Source organism: Mumia sp. zg.B17 (genome assembly GCF_019550915.1).
Lineage (GTDB): Bacteria > Actinomycetota > Actinomycetes > Propionibacteriales > Nocardioidaceae > Mumia.
On the sequence record NZ_JAHWCI010000002.1, the window covers coordinates 1 to 14954 of the forward strand.

Annotated in this window: 5 protein-coding genes and 1 pseudogene; 3 read left to right on the plus strand and 3 right to left on the minus strand. The window is 70.9% G+C overall.

The window, feature by feature from the left end:
• Both KV097_RS01365 and KV097_RS01370 read right to left on the minus strand, forming a co-directional pair.
• Positions 1-193 (minus strand): annotated as a pseudogene (locus KV097_RS01365) (holo-ACP synthase); the annotation flags it as partial.
• Complete coding sequence (locus tag KV097_RS01370; RefSeq protein ID WP_308289300.1) at positions 190-9363, minus strand: polyketide synthase; 9174 nt, start codon at positions 9361-9363, stop codon at positions 190-192. The gene KV097_RS01370 and the pseudogene KV097_RS01365, both read right to left, overlap by 4 nt.
• A 192-nt stretch (positions 9364-9555) precedes the next feature.
• Between KV097_RS01370 and KV097_RS01375 the strand changes: the two genes are divergently transcribed.
• Positions 9556-11178, plus strand: a complete 1623-nt coding sequence (locus KV097_RS01375; protein WP_220364909.1) for a GMC family oxidoreductase — start codon at positions 9556-9558, stop codon at positions 11176-11178.
• Here the strand turns inward: KV097_RS01375 and KV097_RS01380 are convergent.
• Positions 11175-11963, minus strand: coding sequence for an alpha/beta fold hydrolase (locus KV097_RS01380; RefSeq protein WP_220364910.1), 789 nt, complete (start codon positions 11961-11963; stop codon positions 11175-11177). The two genes, KV097_RS01375 and KV097_RS01380, sit on opposite strands and share 4 nt — an antisense overlap.
• A gap of 275 nt (positions 11964-12238) precedes the next feature.
• On the opposite strand from KV097_RS01380, the gene KV097_RS19600 reads away from it, so the two are divergent.
• Together KV097_RS19600 and KV097_RS01390 are read left to right on the plus strand one after the other, a co-directional pair.
• The gene (locus KV097_RS19600; RefSeq protein ID WP_220364911.1) at positions 12239-14122 is read left to right on the plus strand and encodes an RHS repeat-associated core domain-containing protein; all 1884 of its coding nucleotides are present in this window, start codon (positions 12239-12241) and stop codon (positions 14120-14122) included.
• Positions 14116-14292, plus strand: a complete 177-nt coding sequence (locus KV097_RS01390) for a hypothetical protein (RefSeq protein WP_220342143.1) — start codon at positions 14116-14118, stop codon at positions 14290-14292. Before KV097_RS19600 ends, KV097_RS01390 begins: the two co-directional genes overlap by 7 nt.
• The last annotated feature ends 662 nt before the right edge of the window (positions 14293-14954 follow it).

The following is a 14954-nucleotide window of genomic DNA, read 5'->3' on the forward strand; positions in this document are numbered from 1 at the left end:
CCCCGGCCTGGCCGCGGGCCTCCTGGCCCCCCCCCCGCGCCGGGTGGTGACGCGTACGGTCGGCCGAGCCGTCCGCCGCGTCACCTCGCTCGCCGGGGGTGAACAGCTCGGCGAACCGGGTTCCCGGCTGCGCGAGCTGTTCTCCGAACGACGGGACGTGGACCAGGTCCACGCCGACGCCGAGCACGCTCATCGCGTGCGCGGTCCGCCGTCCGCGACGTCACCCACCCCCCTGGCGACGTTCCCCGATCCCGGTGCGGGCGGTTCGACGACGGCGGGGGCGTTCCCAACCCCGACCGCGTACGTACCGTCCGCACCGAGACGTGCCCGCGGGTCGAGGAGGATCGAGGCCTCCCGCTCCCGCGCGTCGGAGTCACCGAGGCGGCGTCCGACCGGGCGCTGGTACGGGGCAGGGCCGCCATACATCGCCCGTACGAGCCGCAGGCGACCCGAGACCTCCCGCGCCCGCGACGCCCGCTCGTACTCCTCGCGCTCGTCGGCGTCGAGCGTCGCGAGGAACGCCTCCGGGTGCGCGATGGCGACCAGCGCCGCGACGTGGCCGAACCCGAGGCTCGTGACCAGCCCGGCCCGCATCGGCGCCGGCGCCGGCAGCGCGTCGCGGAGCCACACCAGGTGCGGGTTCTCGTCGAGCACGTCGTCGACGCAGTCGAGGCTCCGGTTCGGCGGCAGCACCTGGCTGCCGAGGACCTGGCAGAGCCCGATCGCCTGGAACGCCGCCGCGCCGCCCTTGGAGTGTCCGGTCAGCGCCTTCTGCGACAGGACGAAGAGCGGGTTGCCCTCGGAGCGCCCGAGCGACGCCGCGATCCGCTCGTGCAGCTCGGACTCGTTGGGATCGTTGGCTGCCGTGGAGGTGTCGTGCTTGGACACCACCGCCACGTCGTCCGCGGCGAGACCGAGCGTCGCGAGCCCGCGCGCCAGCGGCGACTGCGCGCCACCGCGGGCCGCGGCCAGCGCACCCAGGCCCGGTGCCGGGATCGACGTGTGGACGCCGTCAGCGAAGGAGCCCGCGTACGCGACCACACCGAGGACCGGCAGCCCCATCCGGAGCGCCACGTCGCCGCGGGCGAGCAGCACCGTGCCGCCCCCCTGCGACTCGACGAACCCGCCGCGTCGCCGGTCGTTGGCCCGGCTGACGTAGCGAGGGTCGATGCCCTTGGCGAGCATCACGCCGGAGTCGGCGGTCGCGGACATGTCGGCGAATCCGACGATGCCTTCCGTCGACAGGTCGTCGAAACCTCCCGCGACCACGAAGTCGGCCTTGCCGAGCCGGATCTTGTCAGCGCCCTCCTCCATCGAGACCGCCGCCGTGGCGCAGGCGGCGACGGGGTGGACCATCGACCCGTACCCACCGACGTACGACTGCATGACGTGCGCCGCGATGACGTTCGGCAGCGCCTCCTGGAGGATGTCGTTCTGCTTGGCCTCACCGAGCAGCGTGTCGACGTAGAGCGAGCGCATCGACGTCATGCCGCCCATGCCGGTGCCCTGGGTGCTCGCGACCGCCGCAGGGTGGACCCAGCCCATGAGCTCGGCAGGGCTGAACCCGCTGGAGAGGAACGCGTCCACGGTGCAGACGAGGTTCCAGACCGCGACCCGGTCCAACGACTCGAGCATCTCAGCCGGGACGCCCCACACGGTGGGGTCGAAGCCGGTCGGGATCTGGCCGCCGATCGTCCGGGTCAGCGCGAGACGCCGCGGGACGCGGATCTCGGTGCCCGCCCTGCGCGTCACCGTCCAGTCGCCGTCGGAGCCCGGTGCGATGACCGTACGGCCGGGGTCGGCGTCATACATCGCCCGCGCGGCGGCCTCGTTGCCGACCGAGAACGTGAGGTCCTCGTCGAGGTAGGCCCGAGCGAGCAGGGGCGTCGAGGCGTCGACGAGCGCGCCGTCGTCGGCGTAGCGACGGATGCCGCACCGCTCGACCACTTCGTCGTGGTAGCGCTCGTGGAGCTCGGGCTCGGTGACGGGCTCGCCCGACGCGACGTCGTACCAGCCGCCGTTGTCCCAGGCCACCAGGCCGGTGGACCAGGCGAGCTCGAGCACGCCCGCGGCCGACAGCTCCTCGGACACCTCGTACTCGAACCGCGTGCGCGCCGACCCGTACGGCCCCAGCTCGCCGGCGCCCACGATGACCACGAGGTCTTCGGGGCGGGCCGAGATGCTGGGCCAGGGCACGTCAGGACGCGCAGGCAGCTGCGCCGGTGACGGCGCGAGCGCCGCGATCCTCACGGAGTCGTCGGACTCCGTCGGCACACCGGTCGCACCGACCGCGTCGGCCGCGTCCCGGGCCAGCGCGCCGAGGTCGACGTCGGCCTCGCCCAGCCCGCCGGTCAGGTCGACGGTCACCGGCGCCGTACGCGCCTGAGCGCGGGCCTGCGGTGTCGCCCGCTCGAGCAGAGCCTCGGCCATCTCGTCGGTCGACCAGGTACGGACTCCCGCCTGCTCGACCGCCTCGACGAGCGGGTCGTTGGCCCCCATCAACCCGGTCCCGCGGACCCAGCCGATGATCGCGTGGACGAGCGAGACGCGGTCGCTCCAGGTGGCCTCGCTGGACCACTTCGCGGTGACGGCGTCGAGCGCGGCCTTCGCCTCGCCGTACGCCCCGTCGCCACCGAAGGTGCCCCTGTTCGGGGAGCCCGGCAGCACCACGTGCAGCGTGGACGCGAGGTCGTGGGCGCGGCCCGTGGTGGCGAGTGCGGCGATGAGCCGCTCGACCGACCAGAGCAGGATCCGCATGTCGACCTCGGAGCGGGAGCCGACCTCCGTGAGGTCACCGGCGACCCGCCCCGCGGCGAACGGGAAGAGCAGCGTCGGCGTCAGCGCAGCCTTGGCCACCGTGGTGGCGCCACCGGCGGACGTGGTCTGCTCCTCGCTCACCCACGACGCGAGCGCGTCGACGTCGGCGAAGGACGCGAGGTTGGCCGGGACGACCCAGAGGCGTGCCCCGGCGCGGGCGTGCGTGCGGTACAGCTCCTTGAACGCCCGCAGCTTGGACTGGTCGAGCCGGGACGTGGTCGCGACGACGGTGGCGCCGCCACCGAGCAGCCGACCGACGACCGATGCGGCGATCGACCCGGTGCTGGCGCCGGTGACGACGACGACGTCGTCGGCCCAGTCCCCGGGTGTGGTGTCGAGCGCTGCCTCCGCGACCATGGTCAGCCGCTCGGCGACGCCGGTGTCGTCGGTCTGTGAGGCCCACCACCGTGCCTGCGCTGCGACGTCCTCGCCGGCGCCGACGAAGGTCTCGACCGTGGCCGTGACGTCGTCACCCGCGGCGATCCGCGCGACGTCCTCGCGGGCGCTGGCCCACCGGTCGTCGAGCAGCACCGCGCGTCGCGCGTCGAAGGCGGGGGTCGTCAGACGGGCCCAGTCGCTGCCGAGCTCGGCCTCGACCTGCGCCAGCACCGCGGCGTCGGTCGCGTGGTCGCCGGCGTCAGCTACCGCGCCAGTGCTCGACAGTCCGAGCCTCCCGAGCAGGTGGCGAGCGGTGGAGGCGAGCACCCCGTCGGGCCCCGTGATCTCTGCCGTGATCTCACCGAGGGCAGCGGCGTCGACGGTGACGTCGGCGCCACCGGCGCTCGGCATCGCGACGGCGACACCATGCCGGGCGCCGACGGCCGCGACGGCGGCGTCCACCGCGCTGTCGAGCTCCGCGGCGCTGGTCGGCGCCCCGAGCTCGCCGAAGGCTCCGCCCCGTACGCTGCTGCCCTCGCGGGTCGCGAGGGCGAGCTCCGCGACCACGTGGCTGGCCCAGCCCGGTCCGAGCTGCCAGACGCCGGTGACGCGGTCGGTGATCGCCGACTGGCGCTTGCCCGTGGGGCCGAGGACCTTGGCGAGGTGGTCGCCGAGGGCGGTGGACAGCACCGGGCCGAACGGCTTGTACGCCCGGGCGAGGCCCTTGACCTGGCCCGACAGGGTCGGCAGGTCCGCGTCGGCGGCGCCGTCGATGGCGCCCAGCGAGAGCTCGCCGCCGAGGTCGACGAGCAGCTGGTTGCGCCGTGAGGACGCGCCGTCGCAGAGCGACTCGATCGAGTCGGCCGCACCGATCTGGTCGAGGCGCATCTTGGTCCACCAGGCCAGCAGCACCGTCGTCGCGTCGGCGGCGTCGAAGGACAGGTCGGCCGGTCGGTCGGCGCTCGGGGCCGGCGCTGCGACGGGGGAGGGCCCCGCGGCAGCACCGGCGGTCTGGGGGGCGCCGGCCGCGGCCGCCGACTCCTCGACGGTGTCCGACGGCTCCTCCGACACCGGTTCCGGGTCGGTGTCGGTCGCGAAGACGACGGCCTGCTCGCGCTCGATGTTGACGACCTCGACCGAGCGGTGCGGTGCGCTCGGGAGCTTGAGCGTCGCCGAGGCGAGATTCGCGACGGTCGGTGCGTTGGCGACCCCGACCTCCACGAAGCGCTCGACACCGAGGTCGCCGAACATGAGGTCCTGCGTCTCGATCCAGCGCACAGGGCTGGCGAACTGCCAGGCCAGGAGCTCGACGAGCAGGCGCCGTGCCAGGCGGCCCGGGTCGGCGGCCCATGCGTCGTAGTCGGCGAGGACCTCCTCCAGCGGCGCGGACGGCACGGTCGCGGCGACCTCGGCGACGAAGCGCTGGTCGAGCGTGAACGGCCGCGGGACCAGGTTCGGGACATAGCGACCGAGCAAGATCGACGGGTCGATCGTCTCGGGGAGCAGCTCCTCGAGACGGGCCCGGAAGTCCGGCACGCCACCGCGGAGCACGGTCGAGTGGAAGGGCACGTCGATGCCGGGCACGAGGATGAACGCCGCCTTGCCGCCGAACGCCGCGCGGCGTCGTGCGATCTCCTCTTCGAGGATCTCGAGGCCGCGGACGGTTCCGGCGATGGCGTACTGCGAGCCGCGGAGGTTGTAGTTCACGATCTCGAGGAACTCGCCGGACTCCTGCGACACACCCTCGACGAACGCCGCGACGTCGGAGTCCGCCAGCCCGATCTGGCTCGGGCGGATGGCGGCCAGGCGGTAGTCGCTCCGGCCCTCGGCGTCGCGGGGGACCAGCGCGTGCATCACCGATCCACGCTGGAACACGACCTCGATCACGGCCTCGAGGCTGATCACGCCCGAGACGGCCGACAGCGCGTTGTACTCACCGACCGAGTGGCCCGCCAGCACCGCGTCCTCGACGAACGCGCCGGCCTCACGGAGCTCGGCGATCTGCGCCGAGCCGAGGACGGCCATCGCGACCTGGGTGAACTGCGTGAGGAACAGGACGCCGTCGGGGTGCCGGTGCGTGACGCCGTCGGCGACGACCACGGTCGGGTTGTCCTGGACGACGGTCAGGATGGAGAAGCCCAGCGCCGTACGGGTGTGGGCGTCGGCGCGGTCCCAGATCTCCCGCGCGGCCTTGCTGCGCCGGTATCCCCCCATGCCCATGCCCGGGTGCTGGATGCCCTGGCCGGGGAACGCGTAGGCCGTGCGGGGCGCGGCGATGCGCGCGGTGGCTGCGAGCACGAGCTCGCCCTCGCTGCGGCCGGTGATCTCGAGGATCTCCGCGCCGGCGTCGAGACCGGTACGCACGGCCGTCAGGTCTACCGTCGCGCCCAGCCGGACGGGCGCCAGGAACCGTGTCGTCCAGCCGTCCACGCGGCGGTCACCGAGCATCTGCTGCGCGGTCGCCGACAGCCACATGCCGTGGACGATCGGATCGCCCAGGCCGGCCAGGCGGGCGGCGGCGACGCTGGTGTGGATCGGGTTGTGGTCACCGGTGACCGCGGCGAACGCCCGCATGTCGGTGGGGGCGACGACCAACCGCTTCGCCCGCGTACGACGCGGGGTGTCGGTCACGGCGCCGCGCGCCGCGCCACCGGCGACGACGGGGTCGCCCAGGTCGGCGGCGCCGGTGCGGCCGCGGATTGCGAAGCGCTCGCGCAGGGTCGCGAGCTCGTGGGAGTCCGTGCACACGTCCACGTCGATGGTCACGACGCGGCCGACGCCTGCGTCCTCGACCCCGACGAGGCGCGCCTCGACGCTCAGCGCGGCGCCGCCGTGCGGAAGGTCGTCAGCGAGCCGGATCGCGTGGTCGAGATGGACGAGGTCGAGCATGCCCTCCACGACGTCGACGTCGGAGCCCGGTGCGCGGGTGCCGGCGAGGACGGCGAAGACGGCAGGCCAGGCGAGGCCGACCAGCGCGTCGGGTGCGGGGCGACCGCTGCGAGCGACGGCTCCGCCGGTGACGGCGGCGTGGTCGGAGCCGAGGTCGCCCGACCAGCGCACGGTCGTACGGGCGACGCCGTCCCGCGCCTGCGGCAACGAGCCGCCCCCGGCGACCTCGACGAGGCAACGCATCGCCGCCACGGCGCTGTCGGCGGTGACGACCGGGGCACCGCCGTCGGCGGCGTCGGCGACCTGGATGCGGACCGACAGCGAGCGGGTGCCGCCGAGCGGCACCTCCAGCACGGCGTCGGGGCCGTCGGTGCGCAGGACCGCTCCGGTCTCGGCGTGCTCGGCACGCGAGGGGTCGACGATGACCCAGTCGACGCCGAGACGGTGGACAGGGTTGCGGACCGTACGGCCAGCCCAGCTCACGTCGGGCGCGGCCAGGACCAGCCCGAGCACGTCGTCGGCGGCGTCGACGCGGCGACGCCCGGCGACGCGCGACTCGAGCGCACCGGCGGTCAGGACGTCGTCGACCGTCTCGTCCTCGAAGCGGCGCAGCAGGTCGGCGACCGGCTCGTCGACACGGGTGATCCCGCCGACGGCGACGGGACCGGGGATGACGCAGACCGCGTCGGCGCCGTAGCGCGCGTCATGGGCCTGCCACAGGGAGTCCGACCGGTACCAGCGGCGTACGTCGGCGTCGAGGACGGGCACGAACGGCACCGGCTTCCCCGGACGGCGGCACACCTCGACGAAGAAGGGGACGTCGCCGGGGTGGAGCGTCACCTCGATGGCACGCGGGTAGGCGGTCAGCAGCGTGCCGATCGCGGCGTGCGGGTCACCGACCGACTCGGCGTCGGCGAACAGCGTCGGGATCTCGCCGTGGTCCTCGTCGGAGAGGCGTGCCTCCGCGCGCTGCACCATGGCGTGGAAGCGGTCGCGCAGCGTGACGTCGAGCCAGTTCTCGGCGCCGGCGCCGGTGATCTCGTTCTCGCCCGGCTCGGCACCGGCGAGCTCGGCGTAGCGTGCGAGCCACGCGGCGTACGTCATCGTCGTGACGTCACCGAAGTAGGGCTTGGCTGTCGCTGCGATCGCGGCGATGATCTCGTCGCGCCGGGCGGCCACGGCGTCGGCGTCTCCCGCGACCTCGTCGATGATGCGGCCTGCCCGCGAGGCGGCGTTGTCGATCTCGTGGATGTCGGCGCCGAGCTGGCTGCGCCCGGACGCCATGCCGGCAACGGCGCGGCCCGCACCGACCCAGTCCGGGGTGCCGGGTGTGTCGACGAGCAGCTGCTTGACCTGCGGGGAGGTGGTGGCCTCGCGGGCCGCCATCGCCGCGGTGCCGACGAGAATGCCGTCGAGCGGCATCGCCGGGTAGCCGTGGCGTCGCGCCCAGGCGCCGGTGAGGTAGGCCGACGCCGACTGCGGGGTGCCGATGCCGCCGCCGACACAGACGACGACGTTGTCCTGGGCCCTCAGCTGCGCATAGGTGGTGAGGAGCAGGTCGTCCAGGTCCTCCCACGAGTGGTGGCCGCCGGCCTTGCCGCCCTCGACGTGGACGACGACCGGGGTCGGCGCCGCCTCACGGGCGATCGCCAGCACCTCGCGGATCTGCTTGACGGTGCCGGGCTTGAAGACGACATAGGAGATGCCGGCCTCGCGGAGCTCGTCGACCAGCGCGACGGCCTCGGGGAGCTCGGGGATGCCGGCGCTGACGACGACCGCGTCGACGGCGGCACCGTTGGCCCGCGCGCGCTGGACGAGACGCTGCTGACCCAGCTGCATCTTCCAGAGGTAGGGGTCGAGATAGAGCGCGTTGAACGCGAAGGTACGGCCCGGGTCGAGGAGGCCCGTGAGCTCCTCGACGCGGTCGGTCAAGATGCCTTCGGTGACCTGCCCGCCGCCGGCGAGCTCGGCCCAGAATCCGGCGTTGGCGGCGGCCGCGACGATCGGAGCGTCCACGGTGGTCGGCGTCATACCTGCGAGCAGGATGGGAGAACGTCCGGTGAGACGCGTGAAGCGGGTCTCCAGCACGGTTCGGCCGTCGGGCAGCGTCACCGGCTTCGGGGCGTACGCCGACCAGGGGGTGGCTCGGCGCGGGGCAGCGCCGGGCGTGGTGAGGGTGCGCTGTCCGCGCCGGGTGGCGGGAGCGACGACGCCGACACCACGCGCCGTGGCCTCGTAGCCGGCGAGCATCGAGGCGAGGTCACCCGGACCGAGGTCGAGGATCCACTCCGCGCCGGTGTCGAGGGCAGACTCCAGGTCGCCGACCCAGTCGCCGGGGGCGATGACGGCGCGCGTGGCAACGTCACGGGACCAGTCGGGGTCGAGGCCGCAGGCGGTGGCCCACTCGGCGACGAGGTCGCCGGCCTCGGCCAGGCGGTGGTGGTGGAAGGCGGCGCGCGGCTCCAGCACCTCGAAGACGGGGGAGAACGGCGTGCCGCCGGTGAGCTTGCGGTCGCGGAGCGACGCCTGCGTCTGCGCCTCGCGCTCGAGGTGACGCTTGATCGTCACCAGGTCGTCGGCCGGGCCACTGAGGACGACCGTACGGCGGCCGTTGCGCAGGGCGACGTCGACGTCGACGTCGCTGACCTCCGCGAGCAGGCGCTCGACCTCGGCAGGGTCGACCCGCCGTACGGCGAGCATGGTGTCGCCGAGCAGGCCGCGGCGCTGGGCGGTGAGCTGGACGGCCGCGCCGACCAGACGGGCCAGGGCGAGGACCTCGGACGCGTCTCGTCCGGCCACAGCCTCGGCGGCGAGGACGCCCTGCGAGTGGCTCACGACCGCGGTGGGAGCGCTGGTCGCGGGGTCGAGACCCTGCAGGCGCAGCGCCTCGACGCCGGCGAGCTGGGCGAGGAGGATGCCGGGGACGGACACGGCGGGCTGGGCCAGCAGGTCGGTGTCCGGGGCGGGGGGTGCCTCGTCGCTGGCGGCCGACTCGGCGACCGCGAGCGCGTCGGCCCACTCCAGCGGGGTGAACGGCAGCGGGATGCGGGAGATCTCGGGGAGCACCGGCGTGAGCAGGCGCTCGGCGCCCGCGCAGGTCGCGTGCAGCTGCGGACCCAGCGCGTAGGTGCGCAGGAGGTCGCTCAGCGGCTCGAGCCACGGGCTTCCCTGACCTCCGAAAGCGAGGGCGTACGGGGTCGCGTCGTTGAGCGCGTCGACCAGCCGGGTGCGGTGGTCGTGCGTCGTCGTCCGGGTGGTCGGGGTGTCGATGATCGTCACGAGTCCCTCGAGCCTTCCTGGTGGTGCGCGGTCGGGGCAGCCCTCATCATGTCCCAAACATGAGGGAAGCCTCAACATTTACCTGAGGACCACCTCATGTTTTTCTCCGATCGGTCGGCCGCCGATCCCTGCTGCCCGTGGAGCAGGCGGAGGCTGCGACGGCCGGATATGAGGTGTGTCACACTTCGGCGCATGACGTCGTACGACTACGTGGTGGTGGGCGCGGGGAGCGCGGGTGCGGTCGTGGCCGCCCGGTTGACCGAGGACCCGTCGGTGACGGTGCTCCTCCTCGAGGCGGGCCCGCCGGCCGACGCCGACGAGATCCGGATCCCGGCGGCGTTCTCGACTCTCTTCAAGACCCGCTGGGACTGGAACTACACGACCACCGCCCAGAAGCAGCTGCACGGGCGGCGCGCCTACTGGCCGCGGATGAAGGCCCTCGGCGGCTGCTCCTCGATGAACGCGATGATCTACATCCGCGGCAATGCCCTGGACTACGACACGTGGCGCGACGCGTACGGCGCCGACGGCTGGGGCTACGAGGACGTCCTGCCCTACTTCGTGCGGGCCGAGGGCAACACCCGCCTCTCTGGGCCCTACCACGGGACCGACGGGCCGCTGCGGGTCGAGGACCGCGTCTTCACCCACGAGCTCACCGCGGCGTGGGTCGACTCGGCGGTCGACTCGGGCTTCGCGCGCAACGACGACTTCAACGGTGCCTCGCAAGAGGGCGCCGGGCTCTATCAGGTGACCTGCCGCAAGGGCCGTCGGTGGTCCGTCGTCGACGCCTATCTCCAGCCCGCGATGGACCGTCCCAACCTCACGGTCCTCACCGGAGCGCTGGCCACGCGCGTCGTCGTCGAGGACGGCAGGGCCACCGGGGTCGCGTACGCGGTCGCGGGGACGGAGCAGGTCGCACGGGCCGAGCGCGAGGTCGTCCTGTCGGGCGGCGCCGTCAACAGCCCACAGCTCCTCATGCTGTCGGGCATCGGCCCCGCGACACACCTGCGCGAGCACGGCATCGACGTGGTCGCCGACCTGCCGGGAGTCGGCGCGAACCTGCACGACCATCCGGCGGTCCCGCTGATCTGGACGACGCGCGGCAGCACCGATCTGGTGCAGTCCAGCACGCTCGCGAACCTCCTCCGGTGGAAGGCCACGGGCACCGGGCCGCTCGCCTCCAACCTCGGCGAGGCGGGCGCGTTCTTCTCCAGCCGCGACGGGCTCGCCGCACCCGACCTCCAGGTCCATGCCGCTCCGAGCGGGTTCTACGACAACGGGCTGCGCGAGCCGCAGGCGCAGATGTTCACGGCGGCGTCGACGCTGGTCAACGTGGCGAGCCGCGGCTCGCTGCGTCTGCGCTCGGCCGACCCCACGTGGCATCCCGAGATCGACGCGGCGTACTACGACGACCAGACCGACCTCGACGCCCAGCTCGCGGGTGTGCGGCGGGTGCTGGACACCGTCTCGTCAGGCCCGCTCGCCCGGTTCCTGGTCGACCTCTGGATGCCGAAGGCGCGAGGCGCGGTCCCGACCGACACCGAGCTCGTCGAGCACATCCGGACCATGAGCCAGACGCTCTTCCATCCCGTCGGCACCTGCGCGATGGGCAGCGGCGAGTCCTCCGTCGTCGATCCCGAGCTGCGGGTGCGTGGGGTCGACGGGCTCAGGGTCGCCGACGCCTCGGTGATGCCGATGGTCCCGCGCGGCAACACCAACGCGCCGGCGATCATGGTCGGCGAGAAGGCGGCCGACCTGATGCGTGGGCGGACGCTCCCGCCGGCGCGGGTGGCCGCCGCGACGGCGGCGGTCTAGCCGGCGAAGAACTCAGACAGGACCGGCGCCAGGACGGCGGGATCGACGTCGTGCGTCTGGTCCGGGAGCGACCGGTAGGCGACAGCGCCGACGACGCACGCGACGATCCGCGACGGACAGCGGAGCAGCTCCGGACTGGCGGCGCCGTCGAGGACGAGCGTCGGGGTACGCACGCCCTCGAGCCGCGATCGTGGCACGGTCCCGTCACCGAGGAGGGCCAAGTCGTACGCCAGGGTGGGCGCCAGCGCCTCGTACTCGGCCCAGACCGGGGTGTGACGTACCAGCGTGACCATGTCCTGCGGCATGCCGGTGGTCGTCATGAGGCTGGCGACCGCATCACCGAACCGCGCCGACCCGCGAGACGTGTCGGCCAGGATCGCCTCGAGCTCGCTGCGTGCCCGGCGCACGTTGGCGGCCCCGACGACCTCGCCGGTGTAGGGCGGCTCGTAGACGGCGAGGCGTCGAACCGGCACACCGGCAGCCACCGCCTCGAGCCCGAGCACGGCACCGGAAGACATCCCGAAGAGGCAGGCATCCTCGCCCGCGGCACGGAGGACTGCGGCCACGTCCTCGATCTCGCGCTGCGGGGCGTACGGCGCGGTGTCGGTGCTGCGCCCGCGCCCGCGCCGGTCGAAGTCGTGAACCGTGAAGGCCTCGGCCAGTGCCTGCGCAAGAGGTCGGCCGGGGTCGGTGCGCGAGCAGGCGAGGGCACCGTCGACGAGCACGACCGCGGGGCCGGACCCACGCCGTGTGACAGCGAGCCGCGTGCCGTCGGCGGACGTCACGGTCGCGGGATGCCCTCTCATAGCCGTACGACCGGGCGGGCTGGGTGAACTCATCGCTAATGTCGGTCTACCGAACGAAGTAACGGACTGGTCACGATCCAGTTCGTGGAATAACGTTTCGCAATATGGAACTGCTTGGTTTAGTGCACACAACCGCCGCGGAGGTGGTTGGCTGAAGTCAGGTGTGGTCCGGTTATGGCACAGGGTTCCCGCGTGCTCGCGAGCATTACTCTTAATCTTTCTACGCGGCCTACGATTCGCGGCGGAACCCGACCGTGATCAAGGAGTCCCGCGACCCGCAGGCCGGGACGTCGGCGGGCGAAATCGAACGCGTCGCCACCTACGCCTACGACGCCATGGGACGCCTCACCTCTGAGCATCTCGTGGTGGCCAACGGCTCTCCCGGTGACGACCCGGTTCCCGCGACGACGTGCTCCTACAATCCGACGACGGGTGCGCTGCGCTCGATCTCGAATGGCGACTCCGTCATCTCCCTCAGTTATGACAGCTGGGGACGCGAAGTCTCGCGCACGGACTCGTCGGGCAATACAAGCGAGAAGGAATATGATCGGGCTGGGCACCTCGCGACGCTTGACGACGGCAAGGGAACCTACTCGTACACCTACGACGGCCCGGGAGAGCGGCGCGGACTCGTCACGGGGCTAGATGTCGACCTGCCCGGCGGCCAACCCGATCAGTTCAGCGTCGAGTACGGTCCCAGCGGGGCGCCGACCTCGATGATCCACCCCAACGGAATCATCGCGGAGTGGCAGTACGACACCGCAGGCAATGCCAACTCGCTCTCCTACCGCATCGGCGACGAGAGCCTCACCTTCAGCCAGACCTATGACATGGAGGGCCGGGTCCAGACAGCGTCCAGCGTCGCTTCGACTCAGACGCATAAGTACGATCGGGTCGACCGCCTCACGCAGGTGGAGGACTCCTTTGGTTTGGGCCCCTCGTCATCGCGGACGTGCCAGCGACGTGAGTACGCCTTCAGCCGCGACTCCAACCGCGAGAGCCTGACCACCAGCGGCGCCAACAGCGAGGGCAAATGTGACGGAAGCAGGCCCTTGGCCACCAGATCCACCTTCGACTCGGCAGATCGAATCTCGGGTGGGCGCCTACAGGTGTCCTACTACGCGAACGACATGGTAGCTGGCTCGAAGCAGACGGTGCCCCGCGCGAACGGCGAGGGCTCGCTTCTTAGCGAGTACGATTACGACCTCGACCCTCTGTCGCGAATCGGGTCTACTGTGTTGAAGTCAGATTCAGTCGTCACGCGGACTACCCGAAATCATTACGTTGACGACAGCAACTCGCCAGCGTGGAGTGAATACGTCGACCGTTCCGGCAACTCATCGGTCGCCTCTGAGGCACGGTTCATACGCTCACCGCTCGGGTATCAGGCTGGGCTGCAGGTCGATCGTGGAAACGCGCAGTTCTACATCGTCAACCTCCACGGCGACACTGTTGCTTCGTTCGATAATCCTGCGAGCGGTGCGGTTGCGACAATTGGCACTTGCCGTGAGTCAACTGAGTACGGAATTTCCCGCGCCAGCCTCCAGTCGCCTCAGGGAGGATCGGCGTGGCTTGGGGCCGCCCGGCCGGAGGTTGACAGTGGTGGCGGTCTGTATGCCATGGGAATGCGCCTATACAACCCGCACACCGGGAGGTTCCTATCGCCGGATCCTGTGCGAGGCGGTAACGATAATTCCTATACTTATCCTCCGGATCCAGTAAACTCCTTCGATCTCAGCGGAGAATACAGGACAACCAAGTGGTTCAACCCGTACTGGACGCGGGGCGGTTTCGGGATCGAGGCGGGGTTTTTTGTTCAGTTGACCAGAAAGGAAGCCCTCGGGACCGCAGCGGGGGTCAGTATAACCTGGGGCATCTATCGAGCAATCCACGCAGTCCTCGAAGGTCCTAAGCATCGAGCATTCTCCAGGACCAATATGGAGAAGTTCAGGCGGACAACAATGAGAGCTTTCGGAGGATTTGCGGCGCTAGCTGCCAGCGAGTTCGTTGGCTGGTACATAGGAGTTATGGCCTGGAATAAGAAAGGCCCCTTCTTTGGGCTCACGGTTAGCGCGGATGTAAGATGGGGTAGGCTTACTGTATACATTTTGCCTCTTATGCTCTTCGTTTCATGCTGAAATTCGCCCGCTATGCAAAAGGGCTCGGCTACATCGTGTTCAGCACCGGCACGTTCTTCATGGTTTGTGGCCAATGGGTTGCTGCTGCGGCTGTATGGGGGTTGGGATGTGTGCTCGTAGTATGGGGCTTCATCGCGGAGGATTCGCCGCCGCGCGATTTGGGCGACTGAGGGGCGACGAGTGTGGTAAATCTCATTCGTTGCTGGCAGGCATAATGCGTAGCAAGAGGAGGTCTAGGGCTGCTCACGCGCAGGTAGTCACTCAATTCTCGCCGCGGAGTTCAATGAAGTTGATACGGTTTTTCGTCCAGTGCATCTTTCTCATCCCAGTCTCGATCGTTCTGTTTTTCAGTCCATATCCGGTAATCGGGCTGGTCCCGCTGATGGTGCTTATCTCCATCGCGTTGTTGATTATTCAGGAGCATCGACGCAGCGGAGACAGCACATCGCGACGCGGTGGATGGGAGTTCGGCCTGGCGTTAATGCCCATCATTGGCACGGCTCCCGCCCTTTAGGTTGCATTCGCGATAACCGGCGAATCGGCGTATAGGTCAATAGCGCTTATCTGCGCAATTGCACTCACGGCGCCGGGTTTACTCGCCATCCTCCTGGGGCATCGAGTGGCCGCGGACGACACCCGGTGAGGTCTTCTCACCGGGTTAGTCGTGCGCGGCGGCGTTGGATGGGCGCTTGCCACGATTGCGTCCTCTACCCCGGGATCTGGAGCGGAAGCGACCGACCCGGGTGGCGGTCGCGATCCGCGTCTCCGAGCGATACGCCGACACCTTGGCCGACGGCTTGCGGGACGCGGGCGCGGGCGTGTCATTGCGGCG